Genomic DNA, 19,061 nt, shown 5'->3' with positions numbered 1-19,061 from the left:
CATGGGTAGCTCGCTATTGATCGCCTTCGCGCTGATGCTCATCATCGAAGGCATCCTTCCGTTCATCGCGCCAGCCGCCTGGCGCGAAACTTTTTTGCGTCTCGCCAGCATGGGCGACGGTCAGATCCGCTTCATCGGGCTGACCTCCATGCTGGTCGGGGTGATCCTGCTATTCATCTTCCTCTGACACGCACATGCGCTGGGTACTCCCCGACCACATCCAGGACGCCCTGCCGTCCGACGCACACCAGCTCGAGACCTTGCGTCGCAGGCTGCTCGACGCTTTCCGCGTGCGCGGCTATCAGCTGGTCATGCCGCCGTTGCTCGAGTATCTGGATTCGTTGACCACGGGGGCCGGGCAGGATCTCAAGCTGCGCACCTTCAAGCTCGTCGACCAGCTCTCCGGGCGGACGATGGGCGTGCGTGCCGACATGACGCCGCAGGTCACGCGCATCGACGCGCATCTGCTCAACCGCCAGGGCGTTTCGCGCCTGTGCTATTGCGGCAGCGTGCTGCACACCCTGCCGTCCACGCTCACCGCCACGCGCGAGCCGCTGCAACTCGGTGCCGAACTCTACGGCCACGCCGGGATCGAGGCCGATGTCGAGATCCTGCGCCTGCTGGCGGAGGTGCTGCGCCTGGCCGAGGTGCCCGCCTCGCGTATCGACATCGGTCACGTGGGCATCTTCCACGCGCTGGCGTCGCGTGCGGGCCTGGTGCCTGGGCGGGAGGAAGAGCTCTTCGATCTGCTGCAGGCCAAGGATGTGCCCGAGCTGCAGAACATGCTTGCCGACGTTGCCGAGCCGGTGCGCGGGGCGCTGCTGGCCCTGCCAACGCTTTACGGTGGCCCCGAGGTGCTTGCCGAGGCGCGTGCGCGCCTGCCGCAGGATGCGGGTATCGGCGCCTTGCTCGGCGAACTTCAGCAACTGGCCGACGCGCTTGCCGACCTGCCGATCAGCTTCGATCTCGGCGACCTGCGCGGCTATCACTATCACAGCGGTGTCGTCTTTGCCGCATACGGTGCGGATTCGCCGGCGGCGCTCGCGCTCGGCGGGCGCTACGACCGCGTGGGCGAGGCCTTTGGTCGCGCGCGGCCAGCGACCGGCTTCAGTCTTGACCTGCGCGAACTGGTGTGGCGGCTGCCGGCCGCGTCGGCGATGGCCGGCGGTGTGCTTGCGCCGTTGGAAGGCGATGCCGGGCTGGCAGAGGCAATCGCGCACTTGCGCGCGCGTGGCGAGATCGTCATGAGCGCCTTGCCTGGGCATGAAGGAACATGGAAAGAGGCCGGCTGCGACCGGCAACTGGTGAAGCGGGACGATCGCTGGGCGGTCGTGCCGTTACAGGGAGAGTAAGAAAATGGCAAAGAACGTCGTCGTCGTCGGCACCCAGTGGGGTGATGAAGGCAAGGGCAAGATCGTTGACTGGCTGACCGATCACGCCAAGGGCGTGGTCCGCTTCCAGGGTGGTCACAATGCGGGTCACACGCTGGTGATCGGCCAGAACGAGTACAAGCTCAATCTGGTGCCCTCGGGCATCGTACGGGAAGGCGTTGCCTGTTTCATCGGCAATGGTGTGGTGCTCGATGCGCATCATCTGCTGTCCGAGATCCGCACGCTCGAGGCGGGTGGTATCAAGGTTCGCGAGCGCCTGCGCATCAGCCCGGGCTGCCCGCTGATCCTGGGTTACCACAGCGCGCTCGATCGCGCGCGCGAGGCGGCCAAGTCCGCCGACGACAAGATCGGCACCACCGGCAAGGGCATCGGCCCGACCTACGAGGACAAGGTCGCTCGCCGCGCGCTGCGGGTGTACGACCTGTTCGACCGCGAGCGTTTCGCGGCCAAGCTCAAGGCCAACCTCGAGTACCACAACTTCGTCCTCACCCAGCACCTGGGTGCAGAGGCGGTGGACTTCCAGCCGGTGTACGACCAGGCCATGGCGGATGCCGAGGAGCTGCTGCCGATGGTGGCCGATGTGTCGGCCGAGCTTTACGCGATCAACAAGTCGGGTGGTTCGCTGCTGTTCGAGGGCGCGCAAGGCACGCTGCTCGACATCGACCACGGCACCTATCCCTTCGTGACCTCGAGCAACTGCGTGGCCGGCCAGGCTGCGGCCGGTTCGGGTGTGGGCCCCAGCCGCCTGCATTACGTGCTCGGCATCACCAAGGCCTACTGCACCCGCGTTGGCGGCGGCCCGTTCCCGACCGAGCTCGACATCGAGACCAAGGGCGTGCCCGGCGAGCAGATGTCGACCAAGGGGCGTGAGTTCGGTACCGTCACGGGCCGCAAGCGTCGTTGTGGCTGGCTGGATCTTGCCGCACTCAAGCGCTCGATCATCATCAATGGCGTCACTGGCTTGTGCATCACCAAGCTCGACGTCCTGGATGGTCTCGAGGAACTCAAGCTGTGCACCGGCTACATGCTCGACGGCAAGCGCATCGACCTGCTGCCGATGGGCTCGGAAGAGGTGACGCGCTGCGAGCCCATCTACGAGACCATGAAGGGGTGGAGCGGAACGACCTTCGGTGCGCAGAGCTGGGATGCGCTGCCGCAGGAAGCGCGTGCCTATCTGCACCGCATCGAGGAGATCTGCGAGATCCCGATCGATGTGATTTCGACCGGCCCCGAGCGCGACGAAACCATCTTGCGCCGTCATCCGTTTGGCGCCTGATTTCTGCGCTACCCGGCAGGGGGGCGAACTGCGCCGTCCTGCCGGCATCCTGGCTGCACGTACTGTTCTGGTGCGCGACGGGGCGATGTTCCGGGCAGGCGGTGCTGGCGCCGTGAACGAAAAAAGCCGGCTGTCAGCCGGCTTTTCCCTGCAACTGGTGCCCAGAAGAGGACTCGAACCTCCACGCCTCGCAGCGCTAGTACCTGAAACTAGTGCGTCTACCAATTCCGCCATCTGGGCAGGGAGGCGCATAATAGCAAACAGTTCGCGGCAAGGCAAACGCAAAACATCTGCAGTCTCCTTGCGGCAAGCGTTGGGCTCTCGGGCGTGTCCTCTGTCTTTCGTTGCGCCGTGTCATCGCGAGCTGCGCGGACGGCAAAAACAAAAAAGCCGCTCCGAAGAGCGGCTTTCCTGTGAAACTGGTGCCCAGAAGAGGACTCGAACCTCCACGCCTCGCGGCGCTAGTACCTGAAACTAGTGCGTCTACCAATTCCGCCATCTGGGCAAGAAGACGCGCATTATAAGCATGAAAAGAAGATTGTCAATGACTCGTAAAACGAAAAAGACCGAAAAGAAGAAGACAGCCAAGGCTGTTCCGCAGAGCGGGATGTCCAGAGCCAGTGCTGCATCAAGCAAGACGAAGGTGGCGACGAAAGCGCCCCGGCGGGGTACGGAGCCGGCTGCAGCGCCCCGCCACGACCCCGCTGGGGCGGGCAGCCCCGTCAAGGGGCCGGGGCGCAGCCGTGCGGCACGCAAGGCCGCCGCCGTGAACGCAAGTGCGGTCAGGCAGGCCGACCCCTTCTACGCCCGAGAGCTGGCGCAATACGAGCATCCGCTGCCCAGCCGTGAGTACGTGCTGCAGGTACTGGCCGAGCGAGGCGTGCCCCTGTCCTTTGCCGACCTCGTCGCCGCACTTGATGTCGCGCCTCACGAGCTCGACTTCTTTGACCGTCGCCTGCGTGCGATGGAGCGCGATGGCCAGATCATCCGCAACCGCCGCGACGCCTACCTGCTGCCAGCCAAGGTGGACCTTATCAAGGGCCGTGTGGAGGGCCATCCCGACGGCTTCGGCTTCCTGCGTCGTGACGACGGTGAGCCGGACATCTTCCTCGGTCCCAAGGAAATGCGCGAGCTGCTGCACGGCGACCGCGTCATCGTACGCATTGCCGGCCAGGATCGTCGTGGCCGGCCCGAGGGCAAGCTGGTCGAGGTGCTCGAGCGTGCCAACAAGCGCGTGGTGGGCCGTGTCATCAACGAGCACGGCGTGATGATCGTCGTGCCCGAGAACCGCCGCCTGGCGCAGGACATCCTGGTTGCGCCGGGTGGGCGCAAGAAGCCCGAGGCCGGGCAGATCGTCACCGTCGAACTGGTCGAGCAGCCCACGAAGTTCGCACAGCCGATCGGCCGCATCGTCGAGGTCCTTGGCAACTACGCCGATCCGGGGATGGAGATCGAGATCGCGCTGCGCAAGCACGACCTGCCCTTCGAGTTCTCGTCCGAAGCCAAGGCGCAGACGCGCAAGCTGCCTGATGTGGTGCGCAAGAAGGACTGGGCCGGGCGCGAGGACCTCACCAAGCTGCCGCTGGTCACCATCGACGGCGAGACCGCCAAGGACTTTGACGACGCGGTTTACTGCGAGCGCCAAGGCAAGGGCTATCGCCTGATCGTCGCCATTGCCGACGTCTCGCACTACGTCGACGCCGCCAGCGCACTCGACAAGGATGCCTTCGACCGCGGCAATTCGGTGTACTTCCCGCGTCGCGTCATCCCGATGCTGCCGGAAAAGCTCTCCAACGGCCTGTGCTCGCTCAACCCGCAGGTCGAGCGCCTGGCCATGGTGGCCGACATGAACATCTCGGCCACTGGCGAAATCAAGAACTACCGCTTCTATCGCGCGGTGATCTGGTCGCACGCGCGCCTGACCTACAACAAGGTCGCCGCCGCCCTGTACGACAAGGACCCGGCGGTGCGCGCCGAGCTGGCCGCGCTGCTGCCCCATCTCGAGAACCTCGACACGCTCTTCCGTGTGCTGCTCAAGGCGCGCGCCAAGCGCGGCGCGATCGACTTCGAGACCACCGAGACGCGGATGATCTTCGACGACAACGGCAAGATCGCCCAGATCGTGCCCGAGGTGCGCAACGATGCCCACCGCCTGATCGAGGAGTGCATGCTCGCTGCCAACGTGTGTGCGTCCGACTTCCTCGCCAGCCGCGAGCACCCGGCGCTGTACCGAGTGCACGACTCGCCCTCCGAGGACAAGCTTGCCAAGCTGCGCGAGTTCCTCAAGGAGTTCGGCCTCGGCCTGGGCGGCGGCGACGAGCCGCGCGCGAGCGACTTCGCCACGCTGCTCGAGCAGGTCAAGGACCGTCCCGACGCCCAGTTGCTGCAGACCGTGATGCTGCGCTCGCTCAAGCAGGCGATGTACAGCCCCGACAACGTCGGCCACTTCGGTCTCGCCTATGAGTCCTACACCCACTTCACCTCGCCGATCCGGCGTTATCCCGACCTGCTGATCCACCGCGGCATCAAGGCCGCGCTGGCGGGCGAGCAATACCGCCCCGGAGACTGGGAACAGATCGGCCTGCACTGCTCGATGACCGAGCGTCGCGCCGACGATGCCACCCGCGATGTCGTCGCCTTCCTCAAGTGCTACTTCATGCAGGATCGCGTCGGCGAAGAGTTCACCGGCAGTGTGTCGGCAGTCGTGCCCTTTGGCCTCTTCGTCGCCCTCGACGACATCTTCATCGAGGGCCTGCTGCACATCTCCGACCTGGGCAGCGACTACTTCCACTACGACGAGATGCGCCACGCCCTGATGGGTGAGCGCTCCGGCAAGCAGTTCCGTCTCTCGGACCGGGTCAAGGTGCAGCTCGTGCGGGTCGACATGGCGACCAACAAGATCGACTTCCGCCTCATCGAAGGCCCGCTGCCGGTCGAGGTGAAGACGCCTGTCACGCCCGCCGATGTCGTGCCTGTTGCGGTCGGCGGCGAGGCAGGAGAGAGGGTGCGCAAGCCGCGCGCGAAGAAGGGCGAGGCGGCGTCTGCGCCTGCCATCGAGATGTCGGTCGTGGCTGCGGAGACCGTCGAACCCAAGGTCCGCAGCAAGCGTGCCAAGAAACCCGCCACCGAACCAGTTGTCGAGGCCGCGCCCGTGCAGGTCGGCGAAGCGCAACCGGCGGTGACCGATCCGGCTGCGCCAAAGTCGCGTACCACGCGCGCAAAGAAGGTGGCTCCCCGCCCGGAGCCCGAGCAGGTGCCCGAGGCTGCAGCCGTGCCTCCGGCCGCCGAACCCAAGCCCCGCAGCGCGCGTGCGAAGAAGACGGCCGTCACTCCGGTTGTCGAAGCGCCCGTCACTGTGGTGGCGGTCGTCGCGCCCGCGCCCCGCAAGTCACGGGCAAGTAAGGCCGCCGCCGAGCCGGCCGCCGCCCCCGTGGCCGCGCCTGCAAGCCCGGAGCCCGTCGCACCGAAGCCGCGCAAGACGCGCGCGAAGAAGGCGGTCGCCGAACCCGCTGCCGCACCTGCAGCCGAAGCGTTAGAATCCGCGCCCCCGACTGCGGCCCCGGCGCGACGTGCCGCCCGCAAGACCACCACCAAGGGCACCGACCGTGGCTAAAGCACCTGAGAACACCCCCACCAAGCTGATCTACGGCTTCCATGCCGTCTCCGCCAAGCTGCGCCACGCGCCCGATGCGGTGCTCGAGGTCTATCTGTCGGCCGACCGCAAGGATGCGCGTGTGCGCAAGTTCCTTGCCCAGGCCGAGGCCGCCGGCGTGCGCATCAGCCAGGCCGAGGGCGACAAGCTCGACGGCCTGGTCGGCACCCGCCGCCACCAGGGCGTGGTGGCCAAGGTGGACGCCACCCGGCGCGACATCAAGCTCGCCGACGTGCTCGACAGCCTGGACGAGAACGCGCTCATCCTGGTGCTCGACGGTGTGCAGGACCCGCATAACCTCGGCGCCTGCCTGCGCGTGGCCGATGCTGCCGGGGCGCATGCGGTGGTGGCGCCCAAGGATCGCGCGGTGGGGCTGAACGCCACCGCGGTCAAGGTCGCCAGCGGTGCGGCCGACACCGTTCCCTATATCACCGTCACCAACCTCGCGCGTGCCCTGCGCGAGATGCAGGAGGCCGGCGTGTGGGTGGTCGGTGCCGCCGGCGAGGCCGACAAGACGCTCTACGACATCGACCAGAAGGTGCCGGTCGCCTGGGTGCTCGGCGCCGAAGGCGACGGCCTGCGCCGGCTCACCCGCGACACCTGCGACGAGCTCGCGCGCATCCCGATGCATGGCAGCGTCGAGAGCCTGAACGTCTCGGTGGCGAGCGGCATCTGTCTGTTCGAGGCTCGCCGCCAGCGCGGCTGAGGCCGCGTCAGGCGAGCGCGACCCACACCTCGTCGCCGCACACCCTGACGTGGTGCGCGCGCACCGAGTGCTCGGGTGCCTCCAGGCATTCGCCGGTGCGCAGGTCGAAGTGGTTCTTGTACAGCGGCGAGGCGACGACGATGTGTTCGCCGAGGTTGCCGACCAGGCCGCGCGACAGCACGCTCGCGCCCGAGCGTGGGTCGATGTTGTCGATGGCATGGACGCCGGCGTCGCCGATGCGGAAAACGGCGACGTGGCGCTCATCGACGAGCGCGCACACGCCGGTGCCGGGCAGGATGTCGCCGAGCTTGCACACGGCGGTCCAGTTCAGTTCTTCGCTGCTCATGGGGGCTGTCCTCGCGGGGCTCATGCTTCCACCTCGGCGTTCTCGATTGCGGGGCGTTCCTCGGCGCGCGCCGGGCGGATCTGTCCGCGCTCCTCGACGAAGACGATGCGCTGATCGGCACGCGGATCGTTGACGAAGGTGCGGAAGCGCTTGCGCACAGCCGGGTCGGTGATCGCCGTCTTCCATTCGCACTGGTAGGTGTCGACCACGTGCTGCATCTGGCGCTCGAGCTCGTCGCCGATGCCCAGCGAGTCGTCGATCAGTACGGCCTTCAGGTAGTCGAGGCCACCCTCCAGGTTGTCGCGCCAGGTACTGGTGCGCTGCAGGCGGTCGGCCGTGCGCACGTAGAACATCAGGAAGCGGTCGATCAGGCGCACCAGGGCGGCCTTGTCGAGGTCGGAGGCGATCAGCTCGGCATGGCGCGGCTTCATGCCGCCGTTGCCGCACACGTAGAGGTTCCAGCCGCGCTCGGTGGCGATGATGCCGACGTCCTTGCCCTGGGCCTCGGCGCATTCGCGCGTGCAGCCCGAGACGCCGAACTTGATCTTGTGCGGCGCGCGCAGCCCCTTGTAGCGGTTCTCCAGTTCGATCGCCAGCCCCACGGAGTCATCCACGCCGTAGCGGCACCAGGTGCTGCCGACGCAGCTTTTGACCGTGCGCAGCGACTTGCCGTAGGCATGGCCGGACTCGAAGCCGGCGGCGATCAGTTCTTCCCAGATCGCTGGCAACTGCTCGACGCGGGCGCCGAACAGGTCCACCCGCTGGCCACCGGTGATCTTGGTGTACAGGCCGTACTTCTTCGCCACCTGGCCGACTGCGATCAGCCCCTCCGGCGTGACCTCGCCACCGGGCATGCGCGGCACCACCGAATAGGTACCGTCCTTCTGGATGTTGCCGAGGAAGTAGTCGTTGCTGTCCTGCAGGCTGGCAAGCTCGCCCTTGAGCACGAAGTCGTTCCAGCACGAGGCGAAGATCGACGCCGCCGTCGGTTTGCAGATGTCGCAGCCCAGGCCCTGGCCGTGGTGCGCGAGCAGGTCCTCGAAACTCCTGATTTCGCCGACGCGGATCAGGTGGTAGAGCTCCTGGCGCGAGTAGGGGAAGTGCTCGCACAGGTGGTTGTTCACCGACAGGCCGAGGCGGGCCATCTCGGCCTTCATGACCTGGGTGACCAGCGGCACGCAGCCGCCACAGGTGGCGCCGGCCTTGGTGCAGGCCTTGATCTCGCCGATGGTGGTTGCGCCTTCGCCGACCGCCGCGCAGATCTGGCCCTTGCTCACGTTGTTGCAGGAGCAGATCTGCGCGCTGTCGGGCAGGGCGTCGGCGCCGAGACCGGGTTTGGCCTTGCCGTCGCTGGCGGGCAGGATCAGAAACTCGGGGTCGGCCGGCAGCGCGATGCTGTTGAGTGCCATCTGCAGCAAGGTGCCGTACTCGTCGGCGTTGCCGACCAGCACCGCGCCGAGCAGGTGCTTGCCGTCGGCGCTGACGACGATCTTCTTGTAGACCTGCTTGCATTCGTCGGCGTAACGGAAGCTGCGGCAGCCGGGCGTCCTGCCGTGGGCGTCGCCGATGCTGGCCACATCCACGCCCATCAGCTTGAGCTTGGTGCTCATGTCCGCACCGCCGAAGGCGGCCTGGGCGTCACCTGCCAGCTGGCGGGCGGCGATGCGCGCCATCTCGTAGCCCGGGGCCACCAGGCCGAAGGTCTGGTCGCGCCAGGCCGCGCACTCGCCGATGGCGAGGATCGCCGCATCGCTGGTGCGGCAGTGGTCGTCGATCGCGATGCCGCCACGGGCGCCGACGGCCAGTGCGTTCTGGCGCGCGAGCTCGTCGCGCGGACGGATGCCGGCGGAGAACACGATCATGTCGGTCTCCAGGTGGGTACCGTCGGCAAACACCATGCGGTGGCGGGCGCTGCGGCCGTCGGTGATCTCGACCGTGTTGCGCTCGGTGTGTACCTGCACGCCCAGGGCCTCGATCTTGCTGCGCAGGATGCGGCCGCCTTCGTCGTCCACCTGCACCGCCATCAGGCGGGGCGCGAATTCGACGACGTGGGTCTCGAGGCCGAGGTCGCGCAGCGCCTTGGCGCACTCCAGGCCGAGCAGGCCGCCGCCCACCACGACGCCCTTGCGCGAGATCGTGCCGGCCGCCTTCATCGCCTCGAGGTCCTCGATGGTGCGATAGACGAAGCACTGGTCGCGCTCGCTGCCCTTGACCGGCGGCACGAAGGGATAGGACCCCGTGGCCAGCACCAGCTTGTCGTAGGGCAGGGTGACGCCGTCCTGCGTCGTCACCGTGCGTGCGCGGCGGTCGATCGCCGCCGCGCGGCTGCCCAGCCGAAGCGTGAAGCCTGCCTCGGCGAAGAAGCCGGGGGCGACCAGCGAGAGGTCTTCCGCCGTCTTGCCGGCGAAGAATTCGGAGAGGTGCACACGGTCGTAGGCGACCCGCGGTTCCTCGCACAGTACGGTGACTTCCGCACCGGGGATCTGCAGTTGCCGGAGTTCCTCGAGGAACTTGTGGCTGACCATGCCATGGCCAACGAGAACGATCTTCATGCTGGTATCACTCATTCGGCCCCGCGTTGGACCTGGCGATACCTGGGCACGGGGTGAGCCCGGCTCAAGCATGACGGCCTCCGCGGGACGCGGTTCGACATCGGATGGAAATGGCCGGCGACATACGTATTCGTATCCGCCGGCCCCCACCTGCGTTGGCGGAGGCAAGCCCTGTTCGCATCCTTGCGTGCTGGGCTGGTTTGCAATAAGCACGGACCGTGCCATGCACTTCAACGCCTTGAAAACCCCGGATTGACTGGATCTGCCGCGATGGCAGATGCACCGGGCGCACTGTGTTGGTGCGCTTGTCACCAAGCTGGTGCACCGTGCCGGGCGGCGAAGGGGGGGAAGGGAGGAGTGAAGGGGGGGGAAGGGGAGGGGGGCAGGTGTAATACCGCGGCACGAGCCAGCGCACAGGTGTCGCGAGATGGAGGGCATGTGGCTAGAATCTGGCCCTCTCGACTTCGAGGTGCCTGCGCTTTGCGCGGGAGAATCGGGAAGGCGGTGCCAATCCGCCGCGCGCCCAGCGCCGTGAAGGGGATTGTCCGGGCAAGGTTCGCCCAGCCACTGGTCGTCAGGATCGGGAAGGCGTCCGGACGAGATGATCCGCAGCCGGAAGACCGGCCTCGAAGTGTTTCCTGCAGCCGTCTGGTCGGCGGCTGCCCACTGCTCGTCGACAAGGGGACTACTTCATGAGCAGCCAGACCCAGGTGCATTGCGCACCGCCGCAGGACACCCGTTTCCAGACCAACCCTCGGTTCAGCAGCGCCGAGCGCGACGCGGTGTATCGCGCCATCCACACCCGCCGTGACGTACGCGGCGAGTTCCTCCCCGACCCGATCCCGGATGACGTGCTGGCGCACGTGCTCACGGCCGCCCATCACGCGCCCTCGGTCGGCTTCATGCAGCCGTGGGATTTCATCGTCGTGCGCGCGCGCGCGGTGCGCGAGAAGATCCATGCCGATTTCCTCGCCGCCCATGCCGAGGCCGAGCAGATGTTCGAGGAGGGCAAGCGCGCCACCTACCGCAATCTCAAGCTCGAAGGCATCCTCGAGTCGCCGGTCAATATCTGCATCACCTGCGATCGCAGCCGTCACGGCCCGGTGGTGATCGGCCGCACCCACATCGGCGCCATGGACGTCTACAGCGCCGTGTGTGCAGTGCAGAACCTGTGGCTCGCGGCACGGGCCGAGAACCTCGGCGTAGGCTGGGTGAGCATCCTGCACCCGCCGGCGCTGCGTGAGGCACTCGGCATTCCGCCCGAGATCGTGCCCATCGCCTACCTGTGCATCGGCTACGTCCGCGACTTCCATGCCCGCCCCGAACTGGAGGCGGCCGGTTGGCTCAGGCGCGTGCCCTTGCCCGAACTGCTGCATTTCGATGGCTGGCAGGGCAGGGCAGATGCCGCGGGTGAGCGCTTGGTCGAGGCGATTGACCAGGTCGTGCCGGTTCTGCGTTGATCTGCATCAAAACCGGCCCCAGTGGCGGAAGAATCATGATATTCGCCAGTTCGCGCTGGTGATCGCGTCGATGGCGGGGTCGCGATCCTGCGGATCCCGCCGGCTGCTGTCACCGGGATGATGGCCCCTGAGCCGGCAAACAAGCCGGTTCAGCCACCATCATTCAAGAGGAGACACATCATGCAGTGGACCGACCCCGCTTATTGCGACATCCGTCTCGGCTTCGAAGTCACCGCCTACGTCTACGTACGCTGAAAGTCCGGCCGCCCGGCCTGCCTGCGGGCGGCCGGCCGGCGCTTGCCCGGAGCGGATGCCCGCATGAACGACTCAGCCGTCAGCCCGCCTGCCGCGGGCGAGCGCTACGCGCTCAACCCGATGTATCTCTTCCGCTGGGAGCCCACTCAGGACGCCCATGTCCTGCTCTACCCGGAAGGCATCGTCAAGCTCAACCAGACCGCCGGCGACATCATCGAGCGCTGCGACGGCAAACGCACCGTCGCCGAACTCGTCGCCGAGTTGCAGCAGCGCTACCCGGGCGACGAGGAACGCGTTGCCGAGGGCGTCTACACATTCCTGGAGGTGTTCCGTGCCAAAGGATGGATCCGTCGTCAGGCTTGATGGGCAGGGCAAGCCCCTGTGGCTGGTGCTCGAGCTCACCTACCGCTGTCCGCTGAAGTGTCCGTGGTGCAGCAATCCGGTCGATTACGCCCGCGACGAGACCGCCGAGCTGTCCACTGCCGAGTGGAAGCGCGTGCTGCGCGAAGGCCGCGAACTGGGCGCGCTGCAGCTCGGTTTTACCGGTGGCGAGCCCCTGCTGCGCGACGACCTCGAGGAACTGGTCGCCGATGCGCGCGCACTGGGCTACTACACCAACCTGATCACCTCGGGTGTCGGCCTGAGCGAGGCGCGCCTCAGCGCGCTCAAGGCCGCCGGCCTCAACCAGATCCAGCTTTCGCTGCAGTCGAGCGAGCGCGAACTCACCGACACCCTGGTTGGTGCGCGGGCGCACGACCTCAAGGTGAAGGTCGCGCACATGATCAAGGCGCATGGCTTCCCGATGGTGCTCAATGTGCCGGTGTTCCGCCAGAACATCGGCCAGGTCGAGGACATCCTGCGCCTGGCCGAGGAAATCGGCGTCGATTACCTCGAGTTCGCCAACATCCAGTACTACAACTGGGCGATGGTCAATCGCGACGAACTGCTGCCGACGCGCGAGCAGCTGCAGGCCGCCGAACGTGCGGTCCAGGCCGCGCGCGAACGTCTTGGCGACCGCATGACGATCTACTTCGTCATCCCCGACTATTACGAGGGCCGCCCCAAGGCGTGCATGAACGGCTGGGGCTCGATCCACCTCACCATTGCACCCGACGGTGTTGCCATGCCCTGCCAGGAGGCGCGCGTCATCGAGGGGCTGGAATTTCCCAGCATCCGCGACAAGAGCCTGGCGTGGCTGTGGAACGAGTCGCCGACCTTCCAGAAATTTCGCGGCGACGAGTGGATGAGCCCGACCTGCCGCAGCTGCGACGAGAAGGAGAAGGACTTCGGCGGCTGCCGCTGCCAGGCCTTCCTGCTCACCGGCGACGCAGCAAACACCGACCCCGCCTGTTCGCGCTCGCCGCACCACCACCTGATTGCCGAGGCGATCGCCAAGGCGCACGCACCCGGGCGCAGGATCCAGCCGCTCGTGCTGCGCAACGATCGCAATTCGCGCCTGCTCGGCGAAGGCAGCGGCACGGGCGGAGGTTGTGGGGCTGCCGGGCGCGCGGACCTTGCCGTTGCCGTCGTGGAGCCGTCCGATGTCTGACCTGCTGCTGCGTGCGTTCGACTCCTCGGTGGTGACGGTGGCGTATGGCGTCGTGCTCACTGCAGTGCTGACGCTGCTGCTGCGCGTGTCGGGCTAGGCGAGATGACGATGGAGATCCTGTTCGAGACGGTGGCGCGCTGGCTGCATGTGCTTGGCGCACTGGTGTGGGTCGGACACAACTACGCCACCGCGGTCACGCGCGCGCGCTACGTCCCGCTCACCGCCGCCGACCTGTCCGACCCGGACAGCCCGCGCCAGCGTGCGCTCATGCAGCGCGAGCACGGCACCTTCCGCCATGGCTCGCTGGTGGTGCTGGGAACCGGCCTGGCGATCCTGTGGGAGCGCGGCTGGTTGTTCGATGCACTCAGCCTGCAGGGCAGCCTGGCGCCGCTCGGGCTGGGCGTCTGGCTGGGGGTGATCATGGTGTGCAACCTGTGGTTCGTCTTGTGGCCGCACCAGAAGCGCGTACTCGGCTTCGTCCCCGCGCCGCTGGACGAGCGCTTGCGCTGCTCCCGCGTCACCTTCCTGTCGGCACGGGTCAACACCATGCTGTCGATCCCGGTGGTCTTCCTGATGGGGGCTGGAACGCATGGGATCGCGCTCTTCTCCTGACCCGCAGCTGTCGACATCAGCGTCCGGGCGCGTCCCCACCGGCCTTGCGGCCTGGCGTACGCGGCCCGGGTTCAGCTTTTCCGCGGCGGCGGGACCGCTGCCCACGGCGGTTGCGGACGAGGTGGCCGAGGCCTGCCGGCCGGGGCCGGGATCGATCCTGAGCCTGCCCTTCACCACATCGGCCTATCGCAGCCTGCAGGCCGAGACCGAAGCATGCCTGCGCCGGCTGCTGGCGATCCCGGATGAGTTCGTGGTCCTGTTCATGGCGGGCGGTGCGAGCACGCAGTTCGCCCTGGTGCCCATGAACCTGTACGGCGCAGACACTGGAGCGCGGGCAGTCTATATCGACAGTGGGCACTGGTCGCGGCGGGCCATTGCCGAGGCGCGGCGCCACTGCCCGGTGCATGTGTGCGCGTTGGCGGCGCTGACGGCGGCGTGGGGGGGCGGTGGCGTGCCTGAGACTGCAGCTGCGCAGGCGCGTGTCGGCATGTCCGTTCTGGAGGACGCGGTTGGCTACCGCCCCGCCTACGTCCATGTCACGCCCAACGAGACTGCCGACGGCCTGCAGTTCGCCCGGCTCCCGGTTACGCAGGCGCCGCTGGTGGCCGATCTCACGTCCGAACTGCTCACCCGCGCGATCGACTGGCAGCGGCTCGACGTCGGCTATGCAGGAACGCAGAAGACGATCGGCACACCGGGGCTCACCCTGGTGATCATCCGCCGTTCCCTGCTCGGACATGCCCGAGCAGGTACGCCGCGGGTCATGGACTACGGCGCCCAGGCCGAGGCGGAGTCCCGCCTATGTACGCCGCCGGTGCTGCCGGTCTTCGTCGCCCACCGCATGTTGCACTGGATCGAGGCGGCCGGTGGCGTGGCGGCCATGGCGGTCCGGCTCGCGCACCGCCATGCCTTGGTGACCGCGGCCATGGCCGCCGGTGAGGATGTCGGTCTCTATCGCTGGAGCGCGCCCAGCGCCTGGCGCTCGCAGGTCAATCCCTGCTTCCAGCTGCCCGACGAGGAGACCGCCCGGCGCTTCTTCGCGGCTGCGGACGCGACGGATTTGCACGACCTGGGTGGCCATCCCGAACGCGGCGGTGTACGCCTGAGCCTCTATAACGGACTTGCCGACGACGCGGTGGCGGCGCTCGCAGGCCTGCTGAGCGGATTCGCCTGCAGCGAGGCTGGCCGGTGCCACCAGGCACCTTGAGTAGCGCGTGGATGACGCTTCCGGCCCTGAGTCCACGCGCTTTGCGCACACGCTGGTCGCTACTGCGGCTGGCGCGTCATGGGGTTGAGCCGGCCGAGTGGGTTGCGCGCGCCGACGGCGTCGTGCATGGCCGAGGCATGACTGCGTCCGTGGTCGAGGTGATGGGGTTGCGGTTCGGTTCGCCGCTGCTGCTCGCGGCCGGCTTCGACCGCCATGGCGTGCTGCTGGAGAATGCGTCGCGACTCGGTCTGGGCGCCGTCGAGACGGGGAGCCTGCGGACATCGTCAGCCTGTCCGTCGCCCCGTGTGCGGGTGGCTGCGGCGCGCCGGCATGTGGCAGCGGGCGGCGGCCGGATGGGTGTCTGCCTGCATGGTCTGAGTCTGCTCGTACCGCGTCTTGAAGGGAAGGGCGACACCAGGCGCGGAGGGCACGCGCTGGAACGGCTGCAAGCCCTTTTTGCAGCCTGCCATGCCACGGCCGACTATGTCGTGCTGAACCCGGGGCGCAGTGGCGCCACCCCAGCCCAGTGCGTCGAGTTGCTGGCCGCACTGGCCAAGGTACGCGACCGCCTGGCGCGTCCCATCCGCCTCGCCCTCGTGGCCAAGCTGCCTGCGCCCTGGCTGGCTGCTGCGGGGGGCGTGCGCTGGGCACACCATATGATCGACGCGGGTGCGGATGGCCTTCTGCTGTCGGCTGAAGGGGATTCGATGCCAGCGGCGCTTCGCATCGCCAGGGTCGCTGCGGAAGTGGGCGAGCGCACGGCCCTGATCAGCGTGGGGGGTGTCGGCTCGGTGCGCGAGGCGGCTGCGCGTCTGGCTGCGGGAGCCGACCTGGTGCAGGTGCATCGCGCCCTGATCGCTGCGCCGCGACGGGCGCTGTCCCTGAGCCTGGGCATCGCCGGGCTGGGTGTGCGGCGGGGGCGTCGGCAGGGCGCCTGTACGGGGGCTTGCGCGCAAGGCTGAGGTCGGCGGCGGCTGTCGCGTGTGGGTATGGCCGGGCGTGACGCGTGCATTGCACGGTTGTTGCTTGTAGTCTCTCCGCCTTCTGGCCTGCCAACAGCCCTTTGCTGGAACCGCTCATGAACTCGACGCTTGCCTTCCTCGCCGCTGCCCGACAGTGCGAGATCCACGACCTCGAACACCTTGCCCGCAGTTGCGACCTCGTCCAGGCCGTGAGCGAACTCGTGCATCGGCTGCAGGGCGAGCGTGGCGCTTCCAACCTGTTCCTGGCTTCCGGTGGCGAGGTGTTCGTCTCCCAGCGCGAAGCCTGCGTTGCCCTCAGCGCACAAGCAGAGGCTGCACTGCGCAGCTGGCTCGCTCAGGTCGAGGGCGGTCAGGATGCGCCCATCGTGGCGGTGCCCGGTGGTGCAAGGCTGTTCACGCGGATTGCGGTGGCGCTGCATGCGCTCGACGGCTTGGCCGAACTGCGCGCGGAGGTCGCTGCCCGGCGCTGCAAGGCCGCAGATGCCACACTGCGTTTCAACCGCATGGTTGCAGCCTTGCTGGCGCTCGTGTTCGAGGCGGCCGATGTCGCGGCCGATCCGGCAGTGTCACGCTTGCTGGTGGCGCTGTTCAACCTCATGCAAGGCAAGGAGCATGCTGGTCAGGAGCGTGCAGCCGGCGCCGCGGCGTTCGCGGCTGGTGCGGCGGCTGCGAGCACGGCGGCCGCTGGCGGCCAGGACCTGCTCCACCTGATCGATGCCCAGGAGGCCTGCTTCGAGCGCTTCGAGGCCTTCTGTCCGACTGAGCTGCTCGGCACCTGGGCCCAGGCCAAGGCCGCGATGCCGATGGGCGAACTCGAACGCATGCGGCGCAGGTTGCTGGCTGCCGCCCAGGGCGCGGTGCTCGATCCCGCGCAGGCACAGGCCTGGTTCGCCTGCTGCTCGCAGCGCCTGGAGCTGATTCGTGACACCGAGGCGGCGCTTGCGCAGGGCTTGCGCGCCGCCTGCCTGCAGCGCATCGCCGCCTTGCAGGCCGATCCGGACGATCCGCAAAGCCTGTTGCGCGCACTCGCAGCGCAGCCCGAGCCGGTGTCGCCGAGCGGTGTGCTGCCCACGGAGGATGGGGTGGAGGCCCTCGGGCCGCGCCTGCGGCGTTCGATTGTAGATGCCTTGCATGCGCAGGCGCAGCGTCTGCAAGCGATGAACGACGAGCTGGCTGCGGTGCGTACTGCGCTCGACGAGCGCAAGCTCATCGAGCGCGCCAAGGGGGAGCTGATGCGGCACCAGGGCCTGGCTGAGGATGAGGCCTATCGCCTGCTGCGCCGGACCGCGATGAACCAGGGGCGGCGCCTGGTGGATGTGGCCCAGGCCGTGCTGGCGATGTCCGACCTGCTTCCGCCGCGCAGCTGAACCTGCGTGTTGCGTAAGGCGTCCGGCCTGCAGGGGTACTCGTGGTGCGCAACGCACTGCGGCTGTGCGCCATGTCCATCTGTTGCACTGCAGCAGTGCGTGGATGTATGACTCGGCACTCCAGTAGTATTGCTTCAAGTCCATGATTTAAAAAAGATAGGGGCCTTATTCAAGAGCTGGCACGAGTCCTGCAATAGCTTGATCGAGGCGAAACCAAAGGCGGTTCGAGACTCAAGGCGCAGCCCGGCGGCTGTCGCATCCCGGACAAAGGCGTCCATCCATTGCCAATACCAATTGGGCAGGGATGGGCGCCTTGTTGCTTTCAGTGGTTCATAGTCAGGAGTCGATCATGGGCAGCAAGACAATCAAGCAGGCAGCGGTCAGTCGTCGTCACTTCATCCGCGGTGCCATGGCGCTCGGCGGCGCAGCGATGATGGGCGGACTGTGGACAGGTACGGCGCGGGCTGCGGGGGGCGCGCTCGAGACAAAGAAGGCCAAGCTCGGCTTCATCGCGCTCACCGACGCCGCGCCGCTCTTCGTCGCCGACGAGAAGGGCTTCTTCGCCAAGCACGGCATGACCGAGGTCGAGGTGCTCAAGCAGTCGTCCTGGGGCACCACGCGCGACAACCTGGTGCTGGGCTCGCAGCGCAACGGCATCGACGGCGCCCACATCCTCACCCCCATGCCCTACCTGATCAGCAGCGGGGCGATGACGGCCAACAACGTGCAGGTGCCGATGTACATCCTCGCCCGCCTGAACCTGGCCGGGCAGTGCATCTCGGTGGGCAACGAGTACAAGGATCTCAAGGTCGGCACCGACACCACCGCGTTCAAGGACGCGCTCGCCGCCAAGCGCGCCAGCGGCAAGGCGGTCAATGCGGCGATGACCTTCCCCGGCGGTACCCACGATATGTGGATCCGCTACTGGCTGGCCGCAGGCGGCATCGACCCCACGCGCGACATCTCGACCATCGTCGTGCCGCCGGCGCAGATGGTGGCCAACATGAAGGTCGGCAGCATGGACACCTTCTGCGTGTGCGAGCCGTGGAACCGCCAGCTCATCAACCAGGGCATCGGCTACACCGCCAACACCACCGGCGAGTTGTGGCACAACCACCCCGAGAAGGCCTTCGCCATGCGCGCCGATTATGTCGACGCACATCCGAACTCGACCAAGGCGCTGATCAAGGCGGTGATGGAGGCGCAGATGTTCTGCGAAGACCCGGCCAACCGCGAGGAAGTGGCGCGCATCTGTGCCAAGCGGCGCTGGATCAACGCCCCCTTCGAGGACATCGTCGATCGCATGCGCGGTGACTTCGATTACGGCACCGGCCGCGTGGTCGAGAACAGCCCGCAGCAGATGCGCTACTGGAAGGACCAGGCCTCCTACCCCTTCCAGAGCCACGACCTGTGGTTCCTCACCGAGAACATCCGCTGGGGCTACCTGCCGCGTGACTTCGACATGAAGGCCTGGGTGGGCAAGGTGAACCGCGAGGACCTGTGGCGCGAAGCCGCGCAGGAGCTGGGCGTGGCGGCGAGCGACATTCCGGCATCGACCTCGCGCGGGCTGGAGACCTTCTTCGACGGCAAGGTGTTCGATCCCGAGAACCCGATGGCCTACCTCGACAGCCTCGCCATCAAGACCGTGCGCAGCTGAGACCGAACCGACCGGGCCTGGACACAGGCCTGACATCCACAGGAGCCC

At 67.3% G+C, this 19,061-nt stretch carries 16 protein-coding genes, 2 tRNA genes and 1 riboswitch; of the genes, 14 read left to right on the top strand and 4 right to left on the bottom strand.

Translation table 11 applies throughout. The annotated features are described in order from the left end of the window. Position 1: 1 nt before the first annotated feature. From LQF09_RS14815 to LQF09_RS14805, 3 genes are read left to right on the top strand one after another with little or no spacing between them, the layout of a single operon-like run. Positions 2-187, top strand: a complete 186-nt coding sequence (locus LQF09_RS14815) for a DUF2065 domain-containing protein (RefSeq protein WP_002924765.1) — start codon at positions 2-4, stop codon at positions 185-187. A 7-nt stretch (positions 188-194) separates the two neighbouring features. Continuing rightward, complete coding sequence (locus tag LQF09_RS14810) at positions 195-1,352, top strand: ATP phosphoribosyltransferase regulatory subunit (protein WP_002924764.1); 1,158 nt, start codon at positions 195-197, stop codon at positions 1,350-1,352. Positions 1,353-1,356: 4 nt separating this feature from the next. Then, entirely contained in the window at positions 1,357-2,667 is a 1,311-nt protein-coding gene (locus LQF09_RS14805) for an adenylosuccinate synthase (protein WP_002924754.1), read from the top strand. A gap of 155 nt (positions 2,668-2,822) precedes the next feature. On the opposite strand, the gene LQF09_RS14800 is transcribed toward LQF09_RS14805, so the two are convergent. Together LQF09_RS14800 and LQF09_RS14795 are read right to left on the bottom strand one after the other, a co-directional pair. Continuing rightward, positions 2,823-2,907: transfer RNA gene (locus LQF09_RS14800), tRNA-Leu, on the bottom strand. Between the two features lie 180 nt (positions 2,908-3,087). After that, positions 3,088-3,172: transfer RNA gene (locus LQF09_RS14795), tRNA-Leu, on the bottom strand. Positions 3,173-3,433: 261 nt separating this feature from the next. Here LQF09_RS14795 and rnr point away from each other — a divergent pair. Together rnr and rlmB are read left to right on the top strand one after the other, a co-directional pair. After that, complete coding sequence (gene rnr / locus LQF09_RS14790) at positions 3,434-6,280, top strand: ribonuclease R (RefSeq protein WP_270068318.1); 2,847 nt, start codon at positions 3,434-3,436, stop codon at positions 6,278-6,280. Further along, positions 6,273-7,025 (top strand): 23S rRNA (guanosine(2251)-2'-O)-methyltransferase RlmB, encoded by a 753-nt coding sequence (gene rlmB / locus LQF09_RS14785; protein WP_270068317.1) that lies wholly within the window; start codon positions 6,273-6,275, stop codon positions 7,023-7,025. Before rnr ends, rlmB begins: the two co-directional genes overlap by 8 nt. Positions 7,026-7,032: 7 nt before the next feature. Here the strand turns inward: rlmB and nirD are convergent, their stop codons facing one another. Both nirD and nirB read right to left on the bottom strand, forming a co-directional pair. Continuing rightward, positions 7,033-7,371: a nitrite reductase small subunit NirD gene (gene nirD / locus LQF09_RS14780; protein ID WP_002924747.1), complete on the bottom strand. Its 339-nt coding sequence runs from the start codon at positions 7,369-7,371 to the stop codon at positions 7,033-7,035. A 20-nt stretch (positions 7,372-7,391) separates the two neighbouring features. Then, positions 7,392-9,923, bottom strand: coding sequence for a nitrite reductase large subunit NirB (nirB, locus tag LQF09_RS14775; RefSeq protein ID WP_270068316.1), 2,532 nt, complete (start codon positions 9,921-9,923; stop codon positions 7,392-7,394). 450 nt (positions 9,924-10,373) lie between these two features. Next, positions 10,374-10,566: riboswitch (cobalamin riboswitch) on the top strand. Between the two features lie 49 nt (positions 10,567-10,615). Between nirB and bluB the strand changes: the two genes are divergently transcribed. The 9 genes from bluB (at position 10,616) to LQF09_RS14735 (ending at position 19,013) form a co-directional block, all read left to right on the top strand. Continuing rightward, positions 10,616-11,383, top strand: coding sequence for a 5,6-dimethylbenzimidazole synthase (gene bluB, locus LQF09_RS14770; protein ID WP_270068315.1), 768 nt, complete (start codon positions 10,616-10,618; stop codon positions 11,381-11,383). A 117-nt stretch (positions 11,384-11,500) separates the two neighbouring features. Next, entirely contained in the window at positions 11,501-11,638 is a 138-nt protein-coding gene (gene pqqA, locus LQF09_RS19690) for a pyrroloquinoline quinone precursor peptide PqqA (RefSeq protein WP_198291826.1), read from the top strand. Between the two features lie 63 nt (positions 11,639-11,701). Beyond that, on the top strand, positions 11,702-12,001 hold the full coding sequence (gene pqqD / locus LQF09_RS14765; RefSeq protein ID WP_002924738.1) for a pyrroloquinoline quinone biosynthesis peptide chaperone PqqD: 300 nt from the start codon (positions 11,702-11,704) through the stop codon (positions 11,999-12,001). After that, the gene (gene pqqE / locus LQF09_RS14760; RefSeq protein WP_270068314.1) at positions 11,970-13,187 is read left to right on the top strand and encodes a pyrroloquinoline quinone biosynthesis protein PqqE; all 1,218 of its coding nucleotides are present in this window, start codon (positions 11,970-11,972) and stop codon (positions 13,185-13,187) included. The genes pqqD and pqqE overlap by 32 nt, the downstream gene beginning before the upstream one ends. A 108-nt stretch (positions 13,188-13,295) precedes the next feature. Next, positions 13,296-13,799: a hypothetical protein gene (locus LQF09_RS14755; RefSeq protein ID WP_002943017.1), complete on the top strand. Its 504-nt coding sequence runs from the start codon at positions 13,296-13,298 to the stop codon at positions 13,797-13,799. Next, positions 13,777-15,006 (top strand): 3-phosphoserine/phosphohydroxythreonine transaminase, encoded by a 1,230-nt coding sequence (gene serC, locus LQF09_RS14750; RefSeq protein WP_270068313.1) that lies wholly within the window; start codon positions 13,777-13,779, stop codon positions 15,004-15,006. Before LQF09_RS14755 ends, serC begins: the two co-directional genes overlap by 23 nt. A gap of 11 nt (positions 15,007-15,017) precedes the next feature. Beyond that, on the top strand, positions 15,018-15,968 hold the full coding sequence (locus LQF09_RS14745) for a dihydroorotate dehydrogenase (RefSeq protein WP_270068312.1): 951 nt from the start codon (positions 15,018-15,020) through the stop codon (positions 15,966-15,968). A gap of 116 nt (positions 15,969-16,084) precedes the next feature. Further along, a complete protein-coding gene (locus tag LQF09_RS14740) occupies positions 16,085-17,356 on the top strand; it encodes a nitrate regulatory protein (protein WP_002924727.1) in 1,272 nt (423 codons plus the stop codon). Between the two features lie 349 nt (positions 17,357-17,705). Beyond that, complete coding sequence (locus LQF09_RS14735; protein ID WP_270068311.1) at positions 17,706-19,013, top strand: CmpA/NrtA family ABC transporter substrate-binding protein; 1,308 nt, start codon at positions 17,706-17,708, stop codon at positions 19,011-19,013. Positions 19,014-19,061: the final 48 nt, after the last annotated feature.

The organism is Thauera sp. WB-2 (assembly GCF_027594845.1).
GTDB classification, from domain to species: Bacteria; Pseudomonadota; Gammaproteobacteria; order Burkholderiales; family Rhodocyclaceae; genus Thauera; species Thauera mechernichensis.
This window is presented reverse-complemented; position numbering and strand designations above follow the sequence as displayed.